The 25,275-nt window shown below is 39.0% G+C and carries 22 protein-coding genes and 3 pseudogenes; 21 read left to right on the top strand and 4 right to left on the bottom strand.

From position 1 onward, the window contains the following. Nucleotides 1-5 precede the first annotated feature (5 nt). Nucleotides 6-368, bottom strand: coding sequence for a heat shock protein transcriptional repressor HspR (locus HCN_RS06365; protein ID WP_002956354.1), 363 nt, complete (start codon nucleotides 366-368; stop codon nucleotides 6-8). Between the two features lie 30 nt (nucleotides 369-398). Continuing rightward, entirely contained in the window at nucleotides 399-1,295 is an 897-nt protein-coding gene (locus HCN_RS06360; protein WP_014666930.1) for a DnaJ family protein, read from the bottom strand. 172 nt (nucleotides 1,296-1,467) lie between these two features. Here HCN_RS06360 and HCN_RS06355 point away from each other — a divergent pair, with 172 nt between their 5' ends. From HCN_RS06355 to HCN_RS06315, 9 genes are all read left to right on the top strand, one after another. Next, complete coding sequence (locus tag HCN_RS06355; protein ID WP_014666929.1) at nucleotides 1,468-4,443, top strand: RecB-like helicase; 2,976 nt, start codon at nucleotides 1,468-1,470, stop codon at nucleotides 4,441-4,443. 234 nt (nucleotides 4,444-4,677) lie between these two features. Then, entirely contained in the window at nucleotides 4,678-6,183 is a 1,506-nt protein-coding gene (gene nhaA / locus HCN_RS06350; RefSeq protein ID WP_014666928.1) for a Na+/H+ antiporter NhaA, read from the top strand. A gap of 28 nt (nucleotides 6,184-6,211) precedes the next feature. After that, nucleotides 6,212-7,543, top strand: a complete 1,332-nt coding sequence (gene nhaA, locus HCN_RS06345) for a sodium/proton antiporter NhaA (protein WP_002956358.1) — start codon at nucleotides 6,212-6,214, stop codon at nucleotides 7,541-7,543. A gap of 65 nt (nucleotides 7,544-7,608) precedes the next feature. Next, on the top strand, nucleotides 7,609-7,902 hold the full coding sequence (gene yajC / locus HCN_RS06340) for a preprotein translocase subunit YajC (protein WP_002956359.1): 294 nt from the start codon (nucleotides 7,609-7,611) through the stop codon (nucleotides 7,900-7,902). Then, entirely contained in the window at nucleotides 7,903-9,678 is a 1,776-nt protein-coding gene (gene secD / locus HCN_RS06335) for a protein translocase subunit SecD (protein ID WP_002956360.1), read from the top strand. It abuts the gene before it with no gap. A gap of 2 nt (nucleotides 9,679-9,680) precedes the next feature. Beyond that, nucleotides 9,681-10,652 (top strand): protein translocase subunit SecF, encoded by a 972-nt coding sequence (gene secF / locus HCN_RS06330; RefSeq protein ID WP_014666927.1) that lies wholly within the window; start codon nucleotides 9,681-9,683, stop codon nucleotides 10,650-10,652. Between the two features lie 22 nt (nucleotides 10,653-10,674). Next, on the top strand, nucleotides 10,675-11,016 hold the full coding sequence (locus HCN_RS06325; protein WP_002956362.1) for a DUF6394 family protein: 342 nt from the start codon (nucleotides 10,675-10,677) through the stop codon (nucleotides 11,014-11,016). A 9-nt stretch (nucleotides 11,017-11,025) separates the two neighbouring features. Further along, complete coding sequence (locus tag HCN_RS06320) at nucleotides 11,026-11,721, top strand: hypothetical protein (protein WP_014666926.1); 696 nt, start codon at nucleotides 11,026-11,028, stop codon at nucleotides 11,719-11,721. A 9-nt stretch (nucleotides 11,722-11,730) separates the two neighbouring features. Continuing rightward, entirely contained in the window at nucleotides 11,731-13,719 is a 1,989-nt protein-coding gene (locus HCN_RS06315) for a hypothetical protein (RefSeq protein WP_014666925.1), read from the top strand. 82 nt (nucleotides 13,720-13,801) lie between these two features. Here the strand turns inward: HCN_RS06315 and HCN_RS06310 are convergent, their stop codons facing one another. Continuing rightward, nucleotides 13,802-14,266: an acyl-CoA thioesterase gene (locus tag HCN_RS06310; RefSeq protein ID WP_014666924.1), complete on the bottom strand. Its 465-nt coding sequence runs from the start codon at nucleotides 14,264-14,266 to the stop codon at nucleotides 13,802-13,804. Between the two features lie 259 nt (nucleotides 14,267-14,525). Between HCN_RS06310 and HCN_RS06305 the strand changes: the two genes are divergently transcribed. Further along, nucleotides 14,526-16,049, top strand: a complete 1,524-nt coding sequence (locus HCN_RS06305) for a flagellin A (protein WP_002956366.1) — start codon at nucleotides 14,526-14,528, stop codon at nucleotides 16,047-16,049. 168 nt (nucleotides 16,050-16,217) lie between these two features. Here the strand turns inward: HCN_RS06305 and HCN_RS06300 are convergent, their stop codons facing one another. Further along, nucleotides 16,218-16,547, bottom strand: a complete 330-nt coding sequence (locus HCN_RS06300; protein WP_014666923.1) for a c-type cytochrome — start codon at nucleotides 16,545-16,547, stop codon at nucleotides 16,218-16,220. A 75-nt stretch (nucleotides 16,548-16,622) separates the two neighbouring features. On the opposite strand from HCN_RS06300, the gene folD reads away from it, so the two are divergent. The 11 genes and pseudogenes from folD (at nucleotide 16,623) to HCN_RS06250 (ending at nucleotide 25,000) form a co-directional block, all read left to right on the top strand. Further along, nucleotides 16,623-17,477, top strand: coding sequence for a bifunctional methylenetetrahydrofolate dehydrogenase/methenyltetrahydrofolate cyclohydrolase FolD (gene folD / locus HCN_RS06295; protein WP_014667578.1), 855 nt, complete (start codon nucleotides 16,623-16,625; stop codon nucleotides 17,475-17,477). A gap of 2 nt (nucleotides 17,478-17,479) precedes the next feature. Next, nucleotides 17,480-17,803: pseudogene (gene lepB / locus HCN_RS12585) on the top strand (signal peptidase I); the annotation flags it as partial. A 423-nt stretch (nucleotides 17,804-18,226) separates the two neighbouring features. Next, nucleotides 18,227-18,328: pseudogene (locus HCN_RS12580) on the top strand (S26 family signal peptidase); the annotation flags it as partial. Between the two features lie 192 nt (nucleotides 18,329-18,520). Beyond that, entirely contained in the window at nucleotides 18,521-18,973 is a 453-nt protein-coding gene (gene rpiB / locus HCN_RS06285; RefSeq protein WP_014666921.1) for a ribose 5-phosphate isomerase B, read from the top strand. A 26-nt stretch (nucleotides 18,974-18,999) separates the two neighbouring features. After that, entirely contained in the window at nucleotides 19,000-19,350 is a 351-nt protein-coding gene (locus HCN_RS06280; RefSeq protein ID WP_002956372.1) for a hypothetical protein, read from the top strand. Between the two features lie 33 nt (nucleotides 19,351-19,383). Beyond that, nucleotides 19,384-19,932 carry an adenine phosphoribosyltransferase gene (locus HCN_RS06275; protein WP_002956373.1) on the top strand — a complete coding sequence of 183 codons (549 nt, stop codon included), beginning with the start codon at nucleotides 19,384-19,386 and terminating at the stop codon, nucleotides 19,930-19,932. After that, nucleotides 19,933-20,679 (top strand): DedA family protein, encoded by a 747-nt coding sequence (locus HCN_RS06270; RefSeq protein ID WP_014666920.1) that lies wholly within the window; start codon nucleotides 19,933-19,935, stop codon nucleotides 20,677-20,679. A gap of 17 nt (nucleotides 20,680-20,696) precedes the next feature. Next, entirely contained in the window at nucleotides 20,697-22,115 is a 1,419-nt protein-coding gene (locus HCN_RS06265) for a leucyl aminopeptidase (protein ID WP_014666919.1), read from the top strand. Nucleotides 22,116-22,117: 2 nt separating this feature from the next. Next, nucleotides 22,118-23,218, top strand: coding sequence for a redox-regulated ATPase YchF (gene ychF / locus HCN_RS06260; RefSeq protein WP_014666918.1), 1,101 nt, complete (start codon nucleotides 22,118-22,120; stop codon nucleotides 23,216-23,218). A gap of 107 nt (nucleotides 23,219-23,325) precedes the next feature. After that, nucleotides 23,326-24,149: pseudogene (locus HCN_RS06255) on the top strand (sigma 54-interacting transcriptional regulator); the annotation flags it as partial. 248 nt (nucleotides 24,150-24,397) lie between these two features. Further along, on the top strand, nucleotides 24,398-25,000 hold the full coding sequence (locus HCN_RS06250) for an outer membrane protein (RefSeq protein WP_014666917.1): 603 nt from the start codon (nucleotides 24,398-24,400) through the stop codon (nucleotides 24,998-25,000). Nucleotides 25,001-25,275: the final 275 nt, after the last annotated feature.

Below are 25,275 nucleotides of genomic sequence, written 5' to 3'. Positions count from 1 at the left end.
AAACTTTACTTTTTTTTGAACAAAATGATTTCATAAGAGCTTTGATGTGATTGTAAGACATTTGTTTTGCCTTGATGTTTGGCTAAATCCTCACGCAAATCTCCTGCCATTTTATCAAGCTCATCAAGCCGTTCTTTTAACCGTAGGATAATATCCACACCTGCTAGATTCACACCCATATCGCGTGTAAGTTTGAGTATGGTTTTAATCTTATCAATATCTCGTTGTGAGTAGAGACGCATTTTGCCATCGGTGCGTCCGGGCTGGATTAAGCCCTCTTTTTCGTATTGACGCAAGGTTTGGGGGTGGATTTCTAGAATCTTTGCTACCACGCTAATAAGATAAACCGGCTCATCATAACTATACATTTTCTCGTTCCTTATTTGATTTTGCTTGGATTATGGAAGCTGGGTTTTTAGCATTTCTTGTGATTCTTTGCTTAGCTCATCTATGCGGGGTAAGATAACATTTACTTTCACATATAAATCCCCAAAAATCCCACTTTTGCGGTTTTTAATCCCTTTGCCTTTAATGCGGAATTTTTGGTTGTTTTTTGTATTTTGCGGGATTGTGAGTGTAACTTCCTCATAAAGCGTTGAAAGCGAGACTTTGCCGCCAAAAAGGGCAGTTTTTAGTGAAATGTCAATGATTTTATGTAGATCATCTTCTTCTCTTATAAATTCAGCTGAATCTAGCACCTTGACTTTAAGGAGCAAATCCCCAGAGTGTCCATTTTGTGAATTACCCTTGCCTCTTAGGCGGATTGTTTCATTATCTTTTAGCCCGACTGGAATCTTAATATCAAAGCTCCCGCTTCGCCCACTATAATGATAGCTTCCACCAAGGGCGGCATTTTCAAATGGGATTTGGATATTTTCTTGCACATCAAGATTTGGGGCATTGAAGTTTGAAAAGCCAAAATCTCCGCTACCACCGCCAAATCCGCCGAATCCTCCACCGAAGAATCCACTGCCATTACCCGCACCAAAGCCGCCTTGCCCAAAGATTGAAGCAAGAATATCATCAAGGTTTGCCCCACTGCCTTGTGAGCGTGAAAAGTCGTGGAAATTCTGCCCACCAAACATTGTATCGCCAAAGCGATCATATTGTGCTTTTTTATTTTCATCGCTTAAAACTTCATACGCAGCGTTAATTTCTTTAAACTTCTCTTCTGCTCTAGAATCTTTATTAATGTCAGGGTGATATTTTCTCGCTAGCTTGCGATAGGCTTTTTTAATCTCATCTTGTGAAGCATTTTCGCTTATTTCAAGCGTATCATAAAGACTTTTTGACATATATAACTCCTTAAAATTTATAGTGATTTTTATATAATTTAAGTGTTATTGTATCATAAAAGTTTAGCAAAGTGTAATCAAGGTTAAAATTTGCAAAAAGTTTGCGAGTTGGGTTATAATTTAAACTCTCTTAATAACAATGTAAAAAAAGAATCTTTATAAGGAATAGACTATGCAAGAGCAGTTTTTGGCACTTAAAGCATCGGCAGGAAGTGGGAAGACCTTTAGCCTTTCGTTGCGTTTTATATATTTGCTTTTTCAAGGGGCAAATCCACATCAGATTCTAACACTCACTTTTACAAAAAAAGCTTCAAATGAGATGTATCGCAGAATCTATGAGCATCTTAAAAGTCTTTTATTAAGTTTTGAGACAGGCACTTTTGAAAGCAATGATATTTATAAGGCTTTGTTGCAAAAGGGGCTAAGTCATAATCAAATAAGTGAAAATATTGCTGCTTTGTATCATACTTTTATGCAAAGTAGCTCACGCATTACGACTATTGATTCATTTTTTCACTCTGTTTTGAAAAAATTTTGCTGGTATGTGGGCGTGTCTTCAAGGTTTGAGATAGGGCAGATAGATAAGGGCGAGATGTATGAGATGTTTTTAAGCTCACTTTCGTCTAAAGAGATAAAGGAATTTGTTGGATTTTGCTTTACCCAAGGGTTAAAGTTGCAGGATTTTTTAGCTATGCTTTATAGTTTTTCCTTTTTACCGCATAATATTTTGCTAGATTCTTGTTATGATGAGATTGATACCAAGGGCTTAAGCTTGGAGCAAATCACTCAAGAGATTACTATAAATATGACTAAGGTGTGTGATGAGCTTAAAAGGCAAAATGCTACTACGAGGGCGATAAAGCTATTTGATAAAACATTTGATGATATTATGCGGATAGAAGCGGTTAATATGCTAATAAATTGGGATAACCATTCTTATCTCAAAAAGTATGATTTATCATCTATGGAATCTGTGCGTGAAAGGATTTATGGGCTTTTTGTGATGTATTATCATCAAAAGCAAAGGCAGATTCTATTGCGGATTTTACATTATCTTACGCGGTTTAAAAACGCACAACAGCGAGTGCTAAAAAGCAAAAATGTGCTAGATTTTGAATCTGTGAGTATGAAAAATTATGAGTTGCTCACACAAAACATAGACAGGGAGTTTTTTTATTTTCGTTTAGATGAAAAGATTACGCATATTTTGCTTGATGAATTTCAAGATACAAGCTGTATGCAGTATCAAATTTTGCGACCTATAATTGATGAAATACAATCCGGGAATGGACGCATAGGCGATAGAAGTGTATTTATTGTAGGCGATGAGAAGCAAAGTATTTATATGTTTCGCGGGAGTTTTTCGGGCGTTTTTGAAGAGGCTACAAAGGCTTTGACACAAGAGAATCTTGAATATAATTACCGCTCAAGCAAACGCGTGATTGACTTTAATAATGCTACTTTTTCGCGTTGCTTTGAAAATTATATTAATCAAGCATATCCGCATACTTTAAGGCAAGAGAGCAAGGAGCAAGAGATAGGCTTTGTGCGAGTTTTTGCCCCTGTGGGTGAGGAAGAAAAGGAAGCTCAAAAGGTAGATAATGTCCTTGTATCACAAGTGGTTGATGAGCTGGGGGCATTGCTAGGGCAGGGGGCAGATGAAGATGATATTGCGATTTTGGTTTTCAAAAATAATGATATTTTAACACTTAAAGAATCTATTCAAGCTCAAATGCCCCACTTAAATATCGTAACTGAAACAAACTCTAGGCTTTTTGAAAAAAAGGAAGTGAAAATTTTACTTTATGCGTTGAAGTGTATTGTTGTAGATTCTAAACTTCACAAGCAGGAGCAATGGGAGAATAGACAGAAGAATGATGAAAGAGCAAGGCTATATAGAGAGCTAAAACTCTATGAAAAAAGCATTCTCAAATTACTTGGAGAATCGTATTTTGGCGATTGTGTGGGAGAATCTGGGTCATCTCACCTTGTGTTACATAAGCTCAAATCGCTTCATTTAGACATTGACATATCTCCATCGCAGGTCATACTCGCACTGGTTGAAGAGCTAGATTTAGCCCAAAGTGTGAGTTGGCGATTTTTGGAGCTTAGTTGTGAATATAGGAGTATTGAAGAGTTTTTACAAGAGATACCTTCACTGCTTTGTAATGCCCCAACACAAAGCAATCAGGGTGTAAAAATAATGACTATTCACAAATCAAAGGGTTTGGAGTTTAAATATGTGATTTTATGCGATAGGCTAGGCAGAGAAAATAATAGTAGTGATAGGTTTATTATAGAGTATCACGGGGCTAGTATGAGTCAGCTTTATTATAAAATGCCACATCGTGAAGTGTTTGATATTGCGTATAATGGGGCGTTACAATCATATAATGTATATGCTAATCAAGAAAAGCATAATGTGTTGTATGTGGCTTTCACAAGGGCAAAATGTGGGCTAAGTGTGATGCAAAAATCTAAAGGGAAGTTTGAGATTCTAGGGCTTGAAAATTCTAGGCAGTTTGATGACATTCCTAAGCTTGTTTCTAAGTCAAAAAGCCACAATATGCAAAATATGCAAAGCCTTCTTTATACAATGCCAAAGCTTGGGGAGCAAGATGATTTTGTGCGTGTGGAACAGAGTGAAAGTAAGGGCATTTTTGATTCGCAGAGTTGGCGTAATATTATTTTTGGAAATGCCTTGCATAGTGTGTTTGAGCTGCATTTGGGCTATAAAATGAGCGTGAAAGATATACAGAGTATTTTATTTAATCGCTATGGTTTTGCACTCACACTTGAAAATATACAAGATTGTATGCAAAAAGCTATGTCGTGTATGCAAAGTGTGGAGTTTAAGAATCTGCTTGGAAGCAAGATGGCTAGGTGTGAAGTGAGTTACAAGGCAGAAAATCGCCTCTATCGTATGGATACGCTTTTGTATGATAAGAAAGAGTGGATTGTGCTAGATTATAAGAGTGCAACAAGTGATGAAGATTCTCATAAACAGCAGGTGCGTGAATATATGGAGTTTCTAAGGCGGTATGGCAAGGATAAAGAATCTAAAGAGCATAAGCAAATACGAGGCTTTATTGTGTATCCTTTGAGAAAGCAAGGTGAGCAGTTGTGTGAGGTATCTTTGATAGGGTAGAGACATAGGTTAGATTCTATATTGCAGCTAGAATCTTTGTCTTGCAAGGCTTCAAATAGATTTTAGAATTAAGTAAAAAATAAGTAAGTAGCATAAATCTTAAAAAGTGGCTTATATCCCCTTGACTAGCCTATTGCAATTAAGTATAATGCGAATTTTAAACCCCCTTAAGTTTTCCACACTAAAACTTGGAATCTAAATCATATTTACCGTATTGTCTTTGGAGGAGATTCTATGCCAAAATTAAAGCCTAGCAAACATTCGTATGTTAAAGATAAATTGCAGGAGAATCTCAACGCCTTTATTAAGCACGAGTCTTTTGGTGGAATCTTGCTTGCGTTTTGTGTGGTTGTGGCTATGCTTGTGGCAAACTCGCCTTATGCGGAGATATATTTTGAGTTTTTTCATACGGAGTTTGGGGCTTTTTTTGGGGATTCTGATATTAAGATTAATGTGCAAGAGTTTATTAATGATGTGCTGATGTCATTTTTCTTCTTGCTTGTGGGCTTGGAGATGAAGCGTGAAATGCTTTATGGAGAGCTTGCGGGATTTAAAAAGGTAAGTTTTTCATTTTTGGCAGCTTTTGGGGGGATTATATGTCCTGTAATGATTTATTTGTATTTTAATCTTGGCACAGCTTATGAGAATGGCTTTGGTGTAGCGATGAGCACGGATACAGCTTTTGCTTTGGGGCTTGTTATGCTTCTTGGTCATAGGGTGCCAAAGATTCTCAAAGTATTTCTTGTAACTTTAGCTGTGGCAGATGATTTGGGTGCTATTTCTGTCATTGCGATTTTTTATTCGGATACGATTCATTTAGAGTGGATTTATGCTTCTTTAGCACTTGTAGTTGTGCTAGTTTATCTTAATTACCGCGATACAAAGCATTTGTCTTTATATTTTTTGGTTGGAATCTTGCTGTGGATTTGTGTGCATCATAGTGGGATTCATGTAACGATTGCTGCGGTCATTTTGGCTATGGCGATTCCGGGGCGAACGCGTGTGAATAAGCGATATTTTGTCAATATGCTCAAAGAGTTTGATAAGATGAAAACGGCTACAAATGAGTGGAATGATGTGATTCATACAAATGAGACAGAAAAGCTTGGATTTTGGAAAGGGAGTTTTAAAAATATCAAAAACTTTGTGTTTGGCACACAAGATGTGGAAAAAAAGATTGATATGGTAAAAACTTCGCAGCTTGTGCATATGCTTGATACCATAGGGACATATTCCAGCTATGCTAAAAATCCACTTTTGCGATTAGAACACGCCCTGCAGCCATTATGTGCGTATTTTTTTGTGCCACTTTTTGCTTTTGCAAATGCAGGAGTATCGCTTGAAAGTGGCGTTGAGATAAGTCTCAATAGTGTGATGGTTGGCACTATTTTGGGCTTAGTGGTAGGGAAGCCAATAGGTGTTGTGCTATTTTGCTTTTTAGGGGAGAGACTAAATCTTGCTGTGCGTCCAAAAGATTTAAATTACGGACATATTGTGGCTGTTGGTATGATGTCAGGCATTGGTTTTACGATGTCAATGTTTGTGGCAAATCTCGCTTACAAAGATGATATGATGAGTATTGATATGTCTAAAATTTCCATTCTTGTGGCATCATCTATTGCAGCGGTGTTTGGGCTGATTGCCGTGTATCTTAGCACGATAGAAAAACAGAATCTAGCAGAAGCGACAAGTAAAGATGATGAGATTCAAAGGCTCAAAGATACGCAGAGTGTGATTTAAGTTTATGATTTAATGGCAAGGAGTAGCAATGACAAAACAGACAAGACAAAATAAAGTTTCAGAAGCATTGAGTAATTTTATCCGTGCTGAATCTTTTAGTGGTATTTTTTTGTTTTTTTGTGCTGTGAGTGCGATGATTGTAGCAAACTCGCCTTTTGCTGATGTATATAAAAACTTTTGGGAGCAGCCCTTTGGCTTTAGCTTTGCTGGGCATTTTTATGGCTTTAGTATTCACGATTGGATTAATGATGTATTGATGTCTGTATTTTTTCTTATGGTGGGTTTGGAGATAAAGCGTGAGTTATTATTTGGGGATTTATCGGGGTTTGCTAAGGCGGCTTTTCCTGTGATTGGGGCAATTGGTGGTATGGTTGTGCCGGGTGTGATTTATTATGTGATGAATGCTAACACACCTTCATATCACGGCTTTGGGATTCCAATGGCGACAGATATTGCCTTTGCTTTGGGCGTGATTTTACTTCTTGGGAAGCGTGTGCCTTTGGCATTGAAAGTATTTCTTGTAACTTTAGCTGTGGCAGATGATTTGGGAGCGATTGCTGTAATTGCGGTTTTTTATCCATCACCTGAAGGCTTACATTTTGCTTATCTTTTTGCGGCATTTGGCATTGTGGCATTTTTGGTGGTTTTAAATCGCTTTGGGGTAAGGCGACTTGATGTATATTTGGGCGTTGGGATTATTTTGTGGTTTTGTGTGCATCACGGCGGGATTCACGCCACAATCGCCGCTGTGGCATTGGCATTTTGTATCCCTGTGAAGCCCAAGATTCAAAGCAAGGACTTTATTGAAGTGGTGCGTCAGCTTATGCAGGTGTTTGTAGATAAGGAAAAGGAAAGAAAAAATATTTTGCTTGATACAGAACAGATGAGTGCCATCAATGAGCTTTCGCACGATTTTACAAAGGTGCAAAATCCACTTTTGCGGCTAGAACACGCCTTGCAACCATTGTGTGCGTATTTTATTATGCCGCTTTTTGCTTTTGCAAATGCGGGGGTAAATATACAGGCAGAAGTGAATTTTAATATTGATCATATTATGCTTGGCATTATCTTGGGACTTGTTGTTGGTAAGCCTTTGGGTATTTTGGGCTTGACTTTTGTATGTGAAAAACTCAAAATCGCTTCGCGTCCCGAGGGCGTAACTTGGAGTCATATGTTTGGGGCAGGAATGCTTGCAGGGATTGGCTTTACAATGTCAATGTTTGTAGGTAATCTTGCTTTTGATGATCCAAGCTCGGCAGATGTAGCAAAAGTGGCAATTTTACTTGCTTCAAGTATTGCTGGGGTTGTTGGGTCTATGTTTTTGCTTGTTTATCATCAAATTGGCAAGGCTAAGTCTTAGCTATTCCAAAATTTAACTATTTTTGGATAGAATCCGCACTTTAATTTACTCTTAAAAGGATCACTATGGAACAAGGTGGAATGCAAGAAACACTTATCTCATTACTCCCTATTGTCTTTTTTATTGCGATTTTTTATCTTTTGCTTATTCGTCCGGCAAATGTCAAACGCAAAAAACATCAAGAGATGATTAATGCGCTTCAAAAGGGTGATAAGATTATCACTACTGGTGGGCTTATTTGCGAGGTTGTCAAAGCAGAAAAGACATTTTTTAGTGTGCGTTTAAATGACGATACGATTGTAAGGCTTTCAAGAGAGTTTATCGCATATAGACTTGATGAGAGTGATGCTCAAGAATAAATGGCAAAGTCGTCATTTCAGCCTCAAAATACTAAAGGCTTTAATTATCATTTATGGTCGTTTATTGTAGCAGCACTGCTTGGCGTTGCCTTGTGTTTGCCTTCTTTTATGGATATTCAAGGGCGTAAGATTTCCTTAGGGCTTGATTTGCAAGGAGGACTTAATCTCCTACTTGGTGTAAAAACTGATGAAGCGATTAAGGCAAGATTTTCTTCTCTTGCCTCACAAATCGTCTTTGATACTAAAAAAGAAAATATTTTGATTGATAACCTTAAGGTGCTTGAAGGGAACATAAGCTTTGAGCTTGTAGATACTGATGAGAAGCCAAAGATGGATAAAGTCCTTTCTTCCATTAGTGGTTTGCAGGTGAGTGAGAATAAAGGTTTTTACACTATTAGCTTTACTCAAGAATACCAAGAGGAAATCAAAGATAGTGCATTAAAACAAGCTATTGGCACGATTCGTAGTCGTTTAGATGAGTTTGGATTAGCTGAGCCAAGTGTTACGCAGCAGGGTAAAGATAATATTTTAGTGCAATTGCCGGGCATTAAGAGTGTGGAAGAGGAGCAAAGAGCTAGGGATTTAATCGCTAAACCTGCACATTTGCAGATGATGGCGGTTGATGAGGAGAGAAATGCACGAGTAGGCATAATGAGTGAGCTTGAAGCACAGAAGTATAATGATGTTATCTTACCTTTTGCAAATTCTGCCTTGCAAACACTAGAAAATCAGCTGACTTCACTTCAAGCCCAGCTTGAGTTATTAAACAACACAGATTCTAAAAGCTCACAAAAAAAAGAGAATCTTGTTAGCGAGATAGAGCGTTTAAATGCCCAAATAGAATCTCAAAAAGCAAGGGGCGATCAAGTTATCTTGCTTAAAGCTGTGCCTATCCTTGATGGCTCAATGCTGACAGATGCAAGGGCGGCATTTGATCAAAATAATCAGCCCATTGTAAGTTTTAGCTTAGATTCAAAAGGGGCTAGAATCTTTGGGGATTTTTCGGGAGCTAATGTCGGTAAAAGAATGGCGATTGTGCTTGATGGTAAGGTGTATTCTGCCCCTGTGATACGAGAGCGTATCGGTGGTGGAAGCGGACAGATTAGTGGGGGCTTTAGCGTAGAAGAAGCCACAGATTTAGCCATTGCGTTAAAAAGTGGTGCATTACCTGCACCTATGGAAGTGCTTGAAAAACGCAGTGTAGGTCCAAGTTTGGGAGAAGATTCTATTAAAGCATCGCTGATTGCTTTGCTTAGTGGTTTTGTGCTGGTGGTGCTTTTTATGATGATATATTACTCTTTGGCTGGTGTGATTGCTGTTGTGGCGTTGTTTGTCAATATCATCTTAATCATTGCGGTTATGGCTTGTTTTGGAGCGTCTTTGACATTGCCCGGAATGGCTGGAATTGTGCTTACCGTGGGAATGGCTGTTGATGCAAATATTATTATTAATGAAAGAATTAGAGAGGCATTACGCGGGGGATTTGGCATTGCTAAATCCATAGAAATGGGCTATGCAAACGCTTCAAGGGCGATTTTTGATTCAAACCTTACCACACTTATTGCAGCGATTTTGCTCTATGCTTTTGGCAGTGGAGCCATTAAGGGCTTTGCTATCACAATGGGGATTGGAATTACTGCGTCTATTTTGACTGCGATTGTCGGCACTCACGGCATTTATCAGGCGATGATGGGGCGGATTATAAAAAGTGGTAATGTCAATTTGTGGTTTGGGATTAAGCTACCAAGTGATCATACGCAAAACATAAAAGGATAACAATGGAAGTCTTTAAAAAAGTAAAAGTTTATGATTTTGTAAAATATAGCTCCTATGGGCTTGTTATCTCGCTTGTTTTGATTTTGGCTTCTTTTATGCTTTTGGGTGTGAAAGGATTTAATCTAGGGATTGATTTTGCTGGTGGCTCTGTGGTGCAGTTGCAATATAGCAAGGATGCTCCTTTAGCACAGATTAGAGAGTTGCTTGCCAAAGATGAGCGGTTTAAAAATTCGCAAGTGAGTGAGTTTGGCTCCAAACAAGAAGTGCTACTTAAGGTTCCATATATTCCAACAGGTGTAAATGAGAATATGGCACAAGATATTATCACGCTTTTAAAGCCAAGCGGGGATTTTGAGCTAAGAAGGTTAGATTCTGTTGGTCCAAAGGTGGGTGATGAGCTAAAGCAAAATGGTATTGTCGCACTTGCTTTGGCACTTGTGGCGATGATGATTTATATTTCTTTTCGCTATGAGTGGCGATTCTCTTTAGCGGGTGTTTTGGCGTTAATGCACGATGTGATTATTGTATCTGGTGTGGTGATTTTGGTAGGTGTGGATTTTAACCTTGATGTTTTGGCGGCTTTGCTGACACTCATAGGGTATTCCATTAATGACACGATTATCATTTTTGATAGAATCCGTGAGCAAATGCTTATAAAGCGTCAAAAAGATATGCGTTATGTGATTAATGAAGCGGTTTCTTGCACCCTTTCACGCACTTTGCTGACCTCACTCACGGTATTTTTTGTGGTGCTGACACTTTATTTGTTTGGTGGGGAGATTATTGTAGGTTTTTCACTCCCTATGCTTGTTGGCGTGATTGTGGCGACTTGTAGTTCAATCTTTTTTGCACCACGCTTGGCTATAATGTTTGGCTTTAGCCTTGAAGAGTATTACCAAAAAGAAGCAGCCAAGCTGAAACGCAAAGAAGAAAAGAAGCGTTTGCGTGAGATGTATGAGAAAGGTCGCCTATAAAGGTCGTTTATAAGGAGAAAATATGGATTGGGGCAAGGTATTTTTTGTATTTTTCAGCTTAATGAGCTTGACTTTTACTTTGGGCTTTTTGTATGAGAGTAATATCGTTATTCTTTTTATTGCAACAGCGATTAATTTTATTGCTACGACTTTGCGTATTGGCGTGAAAAATAGTCTCTCTGCTGAACTTTTTGCAAGCTCGTTGGTGGCTGATTTTCATCTTATTCCTGCGTTTGTGTTTTTGCAAGTCTTTGGTGATATTGAGATTGCTACGGCGTTGGTTGTAGGAGCAGTTGTGGCAAATCTCTTTTCGGTGATTTTACTTTGTATCGCTGGGGTAAAGGCAAAAGAGAGTGATTACTAGGATTTGGCTTTGAAGTCTATAATCTCAACGCTTAGCTTCATTTTTACTCTTGCTTGTGTGGGTGTGTTTGTAAGTGCTTGTGCGAGTTATACCCTTGAAGTTAAAAATGTGAGCTTGTATAATGAGGGTGCAAGGATTTTAGATTCTAGTAAGCAAAAAAGTAAGGTGCGACTTGAGATAGGGCAAGGCAAAGTTGGTGGCTCAAGTGCTATCCCTTTAGCTATTTTTGTCTTAGCACAAAATCTCTCTATCCACCCTGTAATTTTTGATAGGGATAATATCCGCATTTATCAAAATAATAAGGAAATTATTCCACTAAGTGAGAGTGAGATTAAGACGGATAACTATGACTTTGGGAGTATTGTAGAATCTTATCATTTGTATGTGCCTCCTGCTCCTATGCCTGAACTGCCTGTGGGGATACCTTTTATCTATCGTGGGTATATGGGGGGATTTTATGTGTATGATTATATGATTATCTCCGCACGAGAGAGAATGCAGAGGCAGATTCAGCTTGATGAGAATAGGGCAAAAAGGGCGATTATCTTTGCGAGTGTCTTGCGGAAAAATACCCTAGAGTCAAACGCCGCTCCAAAGGGTGGCTTTATGCTCTATGCACCAAATAGGCTAAAAAATGGGGCTATCAAGGTAGAAGTGAGCGTGGGTGAAGAGAGGCATAGCTTTGAGCTAGAGCTTAGAAAATAAGGAGTAAAAATGAGAAAATCAAGAATCTTAAGCCTTGTGCTTGTGGTGTTTATGCTTTTTGCGTGTAGTGATGATTCTACAACCACACGAGATTCACAGTCTTTACTACAAAAGCCTAAGCTGGAGCTTGAATCTAATGATGTTAATCTTACAAATATTATGGATAAGATTCTAGCTTATGTCGTGTATGAGCCAAATTTGCAGGACAAAGAGCAAAATAATTACAGCAGGACACATCTATCTAGTTCTGCAAATGTCAAAGGCTATCTACAAAGAGCTTATGAAATGAATAAGGGTGTGGGTTCTTATCAGCAAATATCTGAAACACTCCATTTGATAAAAAAAGATTTGCGGGAAAGGACAGCACAAAATGCCATTACGATAGATCTTGCCTATGAGCTAGAGATTGATACTGATTTAGCTCTTTTTCTGGTGGGGCAAGGCAGTATGCAGAGTCTCACGGATTTGTTACTAGGGCAGGAAGAGAATGCCAAAGAATCTGGCTCACTTGCAGAAGTGATAGAATATCAGATTCAAATACGGCTTTTAACTCTCTATGGATTATGTAGTCAAATGGGCGAGACTTCTCTAGATGGGAGTTTGGAGGATACTTTGCGTTTTAAGGCTGAAGCACAAGACTATCTTAAGCAATATAAAGATTTTCTTCCACCTAAACATTATGAGCTATATGACAAGGCTTTGGAGCTATTTGGCGATACTTCGTTGCAGGGGCAAATACCAATAGATAGAATCTTACAGCAACTTTTGACATATTCATTTATAGTGCAGATAGAGCGAGATATGGATGGGGCGGAGACTGAGCGTTTGCAAAAAGCCTATGAGTTATTTCAAATAAGGGACTTTTCAAGCCCACAGGCAAAAGAGATTGTAGAAATCACACAAAATCCGCTGAAAAACACTTGTGAAGAAGATGAAGTGGGGAACTACATCTATGGGCTTAACTATCTTACCCTTGCGTTTTTAAATGAAAATGTTTCACGCAACATAGAAACTGCACTAGAATATTTGCAAAAAGATTTTCAATTCTATCAGATTCAGCAACACACATTTTTGCCTCCATATTTTCAAAACTATCTCACTTCAATGTTTGTAGGAGCGTATATCTTATCGGGCTTACATCAGGATAGAGAGTATTTTGAGGATTTGCTACGCAGGATTCAAACTGAACTCGCTCAATATGATGATGTCATAAATGAAGATGATATGAATCTGTATAAAGAAATGCTAGGAGTGCTAGAAAAAACCGATAAAGAAGCTTTTAGTTCTATTAGCTTTGTGGAGAGTAAGCCTAAAGATGAATATGGATTTATAAAGATTGCCCTTGATTTATCCCCGCAAGAAATGCAAAAGATTAACGAGCTTATGACAAAGGAGCAGAATCCCCAGCAGAGAGAAGTATTTTGCCTTGATGTTGCAGATGTGGAGTTTATGCTCTCTTTAGTTTATCAAGCGTATAAGATTCAAGGCTATGAGGGCATTGCACCAGATTTTTTTAAGATTCGTATGGAGGAGGTTTTTGGTGTGAGAGATTTCTCACAAATGGGTAAATATTTTGTTGATTTTGATAGGTTTATGGTTGTGGGTGTGGCAGATAGGAAGTGCTACAAGCAGAATCTACTTATAGATGAGCGTTTAGGGAGATTGCAAGAAAAGCAAGGCGTGTGTGGGTATAGCCTATTTTTTGATAAGGAAAATGGCATAATGACAGATGAGATCTTGCCTTCAATCCTTTTAGAACAAGTGGCTGATGGCAATGTGTATTTTCGCTTGAAAGTCTCGGATTTACATCTTAATAGATTTATTTTTCAAAATAATGAAGAGGCATTAAAGGAATTTGAAGCAATGCCCTACACAAGCACGATTTTAGCTATCCTGCTTGAATCTTTCCCTGATTTTAGCTCTTATCTTAAAGGGCGTATAGCTAAGGCTGAAAATTTTCTTATGAAAGCAAAGGCAAAGGAATGTGAAAAGCCATAAAATTATTAATGAAGTTTAATGTAGAGATTGCCCCAAAGATTCTGCAATGCTGGATTGATGTTGCTTTAGGGCTTGTCAAAGTTCAGTTAGGTTTGATTTGGACTCTAAACTCTTTGCGTTTTTTGGCTGCTTCAAAGCGTCTTTTTTCTGCTTCTGTGGTGGGGGTAAGTCGAGGGATTTTGACTTTTTTACCCTCTTTGTCAATGGCTACCATTGTAAAGTAGCAACTATTGCAATGTGTAACAAAGCGGTTTTTAATATCTTCACTGATGACTTTAATCCCCACTTCACAGCTACTGCTCCCTACATAATTCACAGAGGCAAGAAAAATCACAAGTGAGCCAATGGGAATGGGATTTTTAAACACCATTCCATCAACGCCAATAGTTACCACACCACAGCCACAATATCGCGTAGCACAAGCATAGGCTACTTGGTCTAAAAGCTTCATAAGCTCTCCGCCGTGCATTACACCGCTAAAGTTTGCCATACTTGGTGAGGCAAGCACACTCATTGTTAAGGATTTTGGATCAAATATATCTTCCATTGTAAAGCTCCTAAAAGGCAAGTTTATTTTAAGCTTCAATTATGCAATGGCAAAGTTATTTTTATATATTATGGGCGAAAGTTTGCTTCTTTTACGCTCTCAATGTCTCTAAAAGTAACTTGCTACCGCCTTAGATTCTAGGATTCCTAACAAAAATACGCAGAATCTCGCGGATTTTATTTAAAAAATTTTTACATAGCCGATATGTCTTTCAACCAAGGGCAAGGACGCCTAAGGAAAAACAAAAAAAGGAGTTACTATGGCTTTTCAAGTCAATACTAACATAAATGCGCTCAACGCACATGCTCAATCTACCTTTACTCAATACAGCCTCAAAAATTCAATGGAAAAATTGAGTTCAGGTCTTCGCATTAACAAGGCAGCAGATGATGCTTCAGGTATGACGATTGCGGATAGCTTACGCTCACAAGCAAGTGCTTTGGGACAAGCAATTAGAAATACAAATGATGGTATGGGGATTATCCAAATTGCGGATAAGGCGATGGATGAGCAAATCAAAATCCTTGATACAATCAAAACCAAGGCAGTTCAAGCAGCTCAAGATGGGCAATCTACTCAATCTCGCTCAATGATTCAAATGGATATTAAGCGACTTATTGAGGGGCTTGATAATATCGGTAATACCACGACTTATAATGGTATGGCGTTGCTTTCAGGGCAATTCTCAAATAAAGAATTCCAAGTGGGAGCTTACTCAAATCAAACGATCAAGGCTTCTATTGCTTCAACGACATCTGATAAAATTGGGCAGGTGCGTATTGAGACAGGTGATCTTGTAACAGCTTCTGGTGAAACAACGGTTGTGTTTAAAAATGTTGATGGTGTAAATGATATTACTTTAGAATCTGTGAAAATTTCATCATCTGCAGGAACAGGGCTTGGTGTTTTGGCGGAAGTTATTAACAAAAACTCTGATAAAACAGGTATCCGTGCTCAAGCTAATACTATTACAACTTCTAATGAGGCTATTAAGTCTGGAAGTATGGCAAATGTAATGATTAATGGTATCTCTATTGGGGATATCATTGGTATTAAGAAGAATGATAGTGATGGTCGTTTGGTTCAGGCTTTCAATGCTGCTACAATGCATACAGGTGTTGAAGCTTATACTGATAATTTCGGTCGCTTGATGCTAAGAAGCATGGATGGACGCGGTATTGATTTAAAAATTGATGGTGCTGTGGGTAATCAAGGTGATATTGCTGTGGAAATGGTAAATGGAAACCACGATTTGAAAAATGGCTCTACAAACTATGGACGCCTTTCACTTGTAAGAACTGATGCGAGAGATATTGTTGTCTCTGGGACAAATATCAGCTCAACAGGTTACAAAGATGACACAAAGATCGCTCAAACAACAGCAAATCTTCGTGATATAACAGGTGTGTTTAATGCTGATGTGAAGTCTGCTTCAGGTGCGAACTACAATGCTGTTATCGCAAGTGGTGGTGCGGATCTTGGTGCTGGTGTAACAAGTTTGCGAGGTGCTATGGTAACAATGGATATTGCAGAATCTGCACAGAAAATGCTTGATAAGATTAGAGCTGACCTTGGTTCCGTTCAAGGACAAATGATAAGCACGGTTAATAACATCACAGTAACTCAAGTGAATGTTAAAGCAGCCGAATCTACTATCCGCGAAGTGGATTTTGCAGCTGAAAGTTCAGAATTTAGTAAGCTTAATATTCTTGCTCAATCTGGTAGCTATGCACTTTCTCAAGCAAATGCCATTCAGCAAAATATCCTAAGATTGCTTAACTAAGTTGAGCTAGTCTCTTGACTCTTGCCACTCCTTTCTCTCTTCCTTTGAGTAAGGGGGAGGGTTGATTTCTTTTTTCTTTTTAGAATCCCTTTAGAATCTTTCCCTCTATCTTTTTTAAAGTTATTTTAGAATCTTGGCTTTTTTACCGCTTTTTGTAGTCAAAAGTGCTTATGGACGATAGAGGTAGATATAAATGGCTTTTATCTCTTCTTCTGTCAAATAGTATGCAGGCATAACGCCTTTTTGCTTTTTGAATGCTTTGCTAAAGGTGCTAAACTCAAGGTTGTTAATACGCGGGGCAAGAAGTGTTTTTTCAACACCCTTATGCTTGTAGTGGGCTATTATGGTAGGCTCTCCACTCTCTCCGTGGCATTTACTACACGCGATACCACGCGGATTTTGATAAAGATTCTTACCATATTCATCTTGTGAGAGAAACTTGCTTTGGGCGTTTATACTCCCTAGAATCAAAGCACACAGCATTAGTTTTTTACTCATATTTCCTCGCTTAATAGTATTTCTTTAATATCTTGTATTATAATAGCGAAATGATAATCACAAAGGCTTAATACAATGACTTTACTTGATGGCACGACTCTAAGTGCAAATATTGAAAAAAATCTCATTACTCAAGTCCAAGATCTTGCAAAACAGGGAATAACGCCCGGTTTGGCAGTGATTTTAGTGGGGAATGACCCGGCAAGCTGTGCGTATGTGCAGATGAAAGCTAAGGCGTGTAAGCGTGTGGGAATCTACTCCGTAACACACGAAATGCCCCCAAGTATCACTGAAGATGAGTTGCTTTCCGTCATTGAAATTCTTAATAAAAATCCAAATATTGATGGAATCTTAGTCCAACTTCCATTGCCCCCACATATCAAAACTTCTAAAGTGCTAGAAGCCATAAATCCGCAAAAAGATGTAGATGGATTCCACCCTTTTAATGTGGGGCGACTAAGTGTGAATCTTGATAGCTTTGTCCCTGCTACTCCCCTTGGTGTTATGAATCTTTTAAAACATTATAATATTGATGTAAGTGGCAAAGATGTTGTGATTGTAGGAATGAGTAATATTGTAGGTAAGCCCTTGGCTGCATTAATGCTAAATGCGGGAGCGAGTGTAAGCTGCACACATATTCTAACACGCGATGTGAGTGCTTATACCAAAAATGCGGATATTGTATGCGTTGGTGTAGGGAAGGCTGGGCTGATTAAGGCAGATATGATAAAAGAGGGTGCAATTGTTGTGGATATTGGTATTAATCGTTTGGAATCTGGGGTGCTTGTGGGCGATGTGGATTTTGAAAATGTCTCTAAAAAGGTAAGTTTTATTACCCCTGTGCCCGGAGGTGTAGGACCTATGACAATTGCTACACTATTGCAAAATACCTATAAAGCAGCATTGTATCGCTTGACACAAAGGATATAGAGATGAAAAAACTTTTTAATGGACTAAAAGCATTTGTTTCAAGCTGGACGGGGACGATTATCATCGTTTTGTTTTTGATATTTTTTGTTATGCAGGCGTTTGTTATTCCTACGCGTTCAATGGTAGGCACACTCTATGAGGGTGATTTTTTATTTGTGAAAAAATTTAGCTATGGAATCCCAATACCTAGAATCCCTTGGGTTGAGGTGAATATACTGCCTAATTTTCGTGGGAATGGGCATTTGTTTGAGGGAGAGCGACCAAAAAGGGGCGATGTTGTTGTCTTTATCCCCCCACACGAACAAAAGGTGTATTATGTCAAACGCACTTTTGCTGTGGGCGGTGATGAAGTGATTTTTGATAAGGACGGAATGTATTTGCGTCCATTTGAGGGCGATGAATATATAAGAGAGCATTTTTCTGGTTATGTGCTTGTGGAGCGATTTGGCAAACTCTTTGTCAAAGAGCCATATATGGGACAGCATCCGGGCATTGCTTATCAAAGTGTGTATTATGAGAATCCGTATAGTGAAAGTCGTTATAAAATAGACGAGCAAGGAAAGCTCTATAAAAGAGTGTGCGTAGAGGGAGCAGGACACGCAAATATGGGCGATGGGGAGCTTGGCTGTGAGCTGTGGAAAAAAGAATATATCACAGATACAAGTGGGCTTATAGAAGATAGAAATGTCGCTTTCACGGATATGTTTAATGATAGGACAATCCGCAGTATGGAAAAATATGATGATATGTTTTATATCAAAATCAAACAAGATGAATTTTTTATGGTCGGTGATAATCGCAATAACAGCTTTGATTCACGATTTTGGGGAAGTGTGCCGTATAAAAATATTGTAGGGAAGCCGTGGTTTATCTATCTTAGTCTCAATAAGGCAAATAGCGAAGAATCTGGGGCAGATGTGGATAAGAGTAAGCGTTATACAATCCGCTGGGAGAGAATGTTTAAAACAATGGAGGGCTTGGAGCAGAAAATGAGAGAGGCAATGCCAAAATAAAGCTGTAAAATAGAGATAAAAGGGATAAAGATGAGAGAAAACAAAAAACAAACCTATGTGATAGGCACAGACCACGCGGGAGTGAATCTAAAAGATTTTGTGATGACTTTTTTGCGAGAAAAAGGCTTTAGCGTGATTGGCTTAGCCCCGCAAGATACACAAAGGGTGGATTACCCCGATTATGCTAAAAAAGTATGCGATGTTTTAAAAGAAAATCCGCAGTATAAGGGGATCTTAATCTGTGGAAGTGGAATTGGAATGAGCATTGCTGCTAATCGCTACAAGCATATCCGTGCAGCATTATGCCACGATGCGTATATGGCAAAAATGGCAAGGTTACATAATGATGCTAATGTCTTGTGTATGGGTGAGCGTATCAGTGGCGTGGGCGAAGTGGAGTCAATTCTTGAAGCATTTGTGGATTTTGAATTTGAGGGTGGGCGACACGCACAGAGGGTTGAGAAGCTAGGGGATATGGAGTAGAATCTAGGTGGCAATAAGGAGATAAAATGGGGAATACAGGGACTTCTATCGCACAATGGTTTTTTTTAACAGGCTTTATTTTATTTGTATTGTATATGCTTGTGCGGACATTTTTCTATCGCTCTGTGGCACAAAAGGAGGAGAGAAACTCCGCGGCAATGAAGCTAACACTCAATGAAGCAGAGATTCTTATCCGCAAGCATCAATTGCAGTTGCAAAGGGCATTGGGGAATATTGACATTCTTACTCAAGAGATGAATGCCTTAAAAAATGAAGTGAAGGTGCTAAAATCGCGAAATTCTCAATACAGAGTTGAGACTGATAAATACAAAGCGAGAATCAAAGACTTAGAGCAAAAAATAGAGGCATTACTCTAAGATTCTATTTTAAAAATACGCAAAGGAGCTTGAATGAATACCATAGACAAACAAAAAATAGCAGATTCTATACGCGCCATACCCGACTATCCAAAGCCTGATATTATTTTCCGCGATATTACCACACTTATTGGCAATGCGGAGGTTTTTAATGGGGTCATTGAGATTCTAAAAAATCGCTATATGGATAAGAAGATTGATTTTATCGCTGGTATTGAGGCAAGGGGCTTTATCTTTGGCTCGGCTTTGGCATTTGCTATGGGTGTGGGCTTTGTGCCTATACGCAAAAAGGGCAAACTCCCTTTTACAACCGTGAGTGAAAAATATAGCTTGGAGTATGGCTTTGATGAAGTAGAGATGCATATTGATGCCTTTAGGGAAGTGAAAAATCCCAAAGTTGTGTTGGTAGATGACTTGATTGCCACAGGTGGCACGGCAGAGGCAAGCGTGAAGCTTATAGAATCTATGGGGGCAGAATGCGTGGAGGCAGCGTTTATTATTAATCTAAAAGGTTTGCAGGGTGAGAAAAAGCTCCTTTCACATACAAAAGTATTTAGCATTTTGGACTATGAGGGAAAATAAATGAGTTTTATACAAAGATTTTTTGCTTATATTCAGCATAATCCTAAACGCGTTTTTGTGTGGGGATTAGTGTTTGCTGTTATTATAGGACTTATTGTGCTGTATAAGCAGTCTGGATTCTCGCTTGAAGAGTTTATTACACAGCTTTGGGATAGATATGTAGAGACTTGGGGGTATCTTATTTTATTTTGCTGGGGGATTTTGGAGGGTGAGCTAGGACTTATCTTTGCTGGACTTGCTGTGCACGATGGAAAAATGGATCTGTTTTTGGCGATTTTTGTTGCGGGACTTGGGGGCTTTGTGGGCGATCAGATTTATTTTTACATTGGGCGTTTTAATCGCAAGACGATTCAGGAGGAATTTACTTCGCAAAGACGCAAGTTCGCCCTAGCACATTTGCTTTTAAAAAAATATGGCTGGTCTATTATTTTTATACAACGCTATATGTATGGTATGCGGACAATCATTCCTATGAGTATTGGCACAACGCGTTATAGTGCGTTAAAATTTGCGATTATTAATCTTTTTTCAGCGTGGGTTTGGGCGGCAATTACCATTGTGCTAACTTGGATTTTTGGTGAAGAGATTTTCATCGTGCTTGATTGGTTTAAAGATCGTCCATATTTGCTGATACCACTTGCTATTGTGATTGGTGGAGGTGTTTGGTGGTATTTTAACTCCCAAACCAAAAAGGTGGATAAAAGGATTGCTAAGATTCAAAGTGAGCTAGATTCAAAGGCTAAATAAAACAAAGGAGCGACATAATGAAAGTAAGCATTTCAAAGAGTATAAAGAATGAAAAAAAATACGCACAATGTGTTGTAATGGCAAAAAGTGCGTTTGGTAAATCGGCTTATGCCAAGCTGTGCAAACCTTTTGGCTTTGAGGGTGAGGGGAAGTTTTTCTTACAAGAGGGCAGGATTCTTGTGGTGTGTGTAGATGAGCTAGAATCTGATTGTTTGCGAGAATCTGGAGCAAATATCGTGCGGTATTTTAAAGGTTTGCCTTATGAGGGTGTGAATGTAAGCATTGAAGGCAAGATAGATAACAAAAAGGCGTATGCCTTGCTTTTGGGAGCATTGTGTGGGGAATATGAATGTATGAGCTATAAGAGTAAGCCAAAGGCAAATGCTTTGAAAGAATTTGTTCTAGTGGAGCAAAAAACGAGTTTAGATTCTAGCATTGTTACAAAGGCTGAAATTATCGCTCAATCTGTCAATGCCACGCGTGAGCTTATTAACACTATCCCACAGGTGGCTACGCCAAAATATCTCGCCAAATATGCTAAAGGCTTAAGCAAAGAGCTAGATAAGATTGAATGTAAGATTTTAGATGAATCTCTTTTGGAAAAGGAAAAAATGGGTGCATTTCTAGCAGTGAATCGTGCTTCGTGTAATCCGCCGCGTTTAATTCATTTGAGCTATAAGCCAAAGGGCGCGACAAAAAGAGTGGTGCTTGTAGGTAAGGGGCTGACTTATGATTGTGGGGGGCTGTCGCTCAAACCAGCGGATTTTATGGTAACAATGAAAGCTGATAAGAGCGGTGGCTGTGCGGTTATGGAGATTATTAGAGCTGTGGCTAGACTTGGGGCAAATGTAGAGGTGCATAGCATTGTAGGTGCGGCGGAAAATATGATAGGTGGCAATGCTTACAAGCCTGATGATGTGCTGTATTCTAGGGAGGGCAAGAGTATAGAAGTGAGAAATACCGATGCGGAGGGGCGTTTGGTATTGGCTGATTGCTTGAGCTATGCTCAAGATTTGAAGCCTGATATTTTAATTGACTTTGCGACACTCACAGGGGCTTGTGTCGTGGCGTTGGGGGAATATACAAGTGGGATTATGGGGCATAATGATAAGCTAAAGCTAGAATTTGAAAAGATTGCGTTAGATTCTGGAGAGCTTATGGCGTGCCTGCCTTTTAATAGACACTTAAAAAAGCTTATAGAATCTAAAATCGCTGATGTGTGTAATGTCGGCTCAAGTCGCTATGGTGGGGCGATTAGTGCGGGGTTATTTTTGAGTGAGTTTATCCGCGATGAGTATAAGGATAAGTGGCTGCATATTGATATTGCCGGTCCTGCGTATGTGGAAAAAGAGTGGGATATTAACCCAAGTGGGGGTAGTGGAGCTGGAGTGAGAGCTGGGATTGAGTTTATCCTTACACAAGCTGTGAAAGGGTAGCTATGGGACTTTCAATTGGTATTGTTGGGCTTCCAAATGTTGGTAAATCTACGACCTTTAACGCACTTACAAAGGCACAAAATGCGGAGGCGGCAAACTATCCATTCTGCACGATTGAGCCAAATAAGGCGGTTGTGCCTGTGCCAGATTCTAGGCTAGATGAGTTAGCAAAGATAGTAAATCCTCAAAAGATTCAACATTCAGTCGTGGAGTTTGTGGATATTGCGGGGCTTGTAAGAGGGGCGAGTAAGGGTGAAGGGCTAGGCAATCAGTTTTTAGCAAACATTAAAGAAGCGGATATGATTTTGCATATTGTGCGGTGCTTTGAAGATTCTAATATTACACACGTGGAAGGGCGGATTGACCCTATTAGCGATATTGAGATTATTGAGCTAGAGCTGCTTTTTGCCGATATGGCAAGTCTAAACAAACGCATTGAAAAGCTACAAAAAGAGAGCAAGGCACAAAAGGGTGCAAACGCACACCTCTCTATTGCACAAGAGCTTTTAGCCCATTTAGAATCTAATAAGCCGGTCAAAACCTTTGCTAAAAAAGAGAGCGAAGAGTTTATAACACTTAATCGTGAGCTACGATTTCTCACAAATAAGGAAGTGATGTATGGAGCAAATGTGAGTGAAGATGGGCTAGAATCTGATAACGAATATGTAAAAAAAGTGCGTGAATATGCCGAGAAAAATGGGGGCATTGCTATCAAGCTTTGTGCGAAGATTGAAGAAGAAATGGTAGGAATGGAGGATAGTGAAAGGGCAGAGTTTTTGGCAAGTCTGGGGGCAAGTGAGAGTGGGCTAGAGCAGATTATTAGAGAGGGGTTTTCACGGCTTGGGCTTATTAGCTATTTTACTGCGGGGGTGAAAGAAGTTCGGGCTTGGACGATTAGGCGTGGGGATTTAGCACCAAAGGCGGCTAGTGTGATACATAAGGATTTTGAAAAGGGCTTTATCCGTGCGGAATGTATAAGCTATGATGATTTTATCAAGTATGGCGGAGAAGCAAAGGTAAAAGAAGCAGGGGCTATGCGGATTGAGGGGAAAGAATATATCGTGCAAGATGGGGATATAATGCACTTTAGGTTTAATGTGTAGGCGAGTTGATGAGTAAAGTTGGATATTTGTAAAATTTATGTGTAAGTTTGGAAGTGTGTTTGTGCTTGGATAATCAAGTTCTGTAATGTCCCCGCAAGTTTGACGCAGGGCAAAGTGGTGTAGGTAAAGATGTGTTTGCAAACTTTATCCATAAACATTCCTCCCGTGCAAATGCACCATTTATTGCCATTAATATGGCAGCAATCCCCGAGCATTTATTAGAATCTGAGCTTTTTGGCTATGAAAAAGGAGCTTTTACAGACGCCACAAGCCCAAAACCGGGCATTTTAGAAGATGCTAATGGTGGAAGTGTGTTTTTAGATGAAATCGGCGAAATGCCCTTGAGCCTTCAAGCAAAGCTTTTGCGTGTTTTGCAAGAAAAAAGCGTTACACGACTAGGCAGTTCAAAGCCCATTAAAATTGATGTGCGTTTTATCTCTGCGACAAATGCCAACATTCAAGCTAAGATTGCAAAAAATGAGTTTAGAGAGGATTTATTTTTCCGCTTGCAGACTATTCCTTTATCTATCCCACCACTCAAAGAGAGAAAGGAAGAGATTTTACCTCTCAGTGAGTGGAAGCTAGAATCTGTCTGTATGCAGTATGGCTTAGGGCAGAAGCGATTTTCCAAAGAGGCAAAGGACGCATTGCTTAGTTACGAGTGGTATGGCAATGTGCGAGAGTTGCTTTCAGTCGTGGAGCGAGCGGGATTTAAGTGAAATGAAGAGATAAGACCCAAAGGATTATGTTTAGAATCTCGCAGTCAGGCACTTGGTGGTAATTCATCACAAAAACAAGGCATAAGTGAGCTAGAAAACAGCTCATCGCCCAAACACTTACAGAATCTCACAATGATTTACAAAAAGCAAGTGATATGCTAGGTATGAATATAGAAGTCTTGCGTCATAAAATCGCCCGTTATGGCTTATAAACCCCGCCATAGATTCTAAGTTCCCCACTATCTTTCTTAGTATTTTTTAGACAACTTACTTTTTATACTTTACCCTTACACAAAATATTTATTTTTCAAACCTTACAAGATTATTACATTTTGTTACATCAATTTTACTTTTTCTTATCATTTGCCTTATTTTAAGGCAAATGGGGGGGGGGGGGGGGTGCTACAATCTCTCCGCTATGTTTTTAAAACAAGCAAAAATTACAACAAGGAGAATAACAATGAAAAGATTGTTAGTGAGTTCTATTGCAGCTATGGCTCTTACAAGTAGCGTAGTTGTAGCAGAAGAAAGCGGAGTATTTGTAGGTTTGGGCTTAGGCTTTGGTGGAAGCAGTGTTAAAGCTGAAGCGTCAATCGACGGTGTATCAACAAAAGACACAGCTAATGGCAGTGGTTTAAACTATGGCTTAGTAGCTGGTTATAAGCAATTCTTTACTGATGGCTTTGGACTTCGCTATTATGCAAATATTGACTACAATAGCTCTAAAATCAAAGTGGATACTGAAAAAGTAGCATTAAATGCCATTAACTATGGTGTGAATGTAGATGCACTTTATAACTTTGTAAGCTCTGATGGTATGGACTTTGGTGCATTCTTAGGTCTTGGACTTGGTGCTAACACTTGGAGTGGAAAAGCAGTAGATGGACTTAAAGATCAAATTAAAGATTCTGGTAAAAAAGTTTCAACAACAGGCTTTGATTTAGCTCTTAATGCTGGTTTGCGTGGTGTATTTGCTAAACAACACGGCGTTGAAATTTTTGCAAGAGTGCCTTTTATTGCAACGACAATGTTTGATGTCAAAGATGTACACGTGGAGACGTAAAAGCTTAGTGCATCTCGCAACTTACAATGCAGGTGTTCGCTATACATTTAGCTTCTAATAGATTCTAAGACCTGCTAAGAATCTAAAAGCTTGACTTGCCCTTAGCTTTTTTATAAAAGGCTAGGGCAGTTTTTTCATATAAACTTCCTTTTGCAGAATCTTGCAGGACTTTGTTAAATCAATACATAGGACTTGGGATTCTGCAGTTTGTTAAACCCCTATTTACCTACTTTGTGAGATTCTATTTTTAAGTGTTTAATGTTTTTAGGCTTAAT

The organism is Helicobacter cinaedi PAGU611 (genome assembly GCF_000284635.1).
GTDB lineage: Bacteria > Campylobacterota > Campylobacteria > Campylobacterales > Helicobacteraceae > Helicobacter_C > Helicobacter_C cinaedi.
The sequence above is the reverse complement of the archived record's forward strand: the minus strand, read 5'-3'. Positions and strand labels throughout refer to the sequence as shown.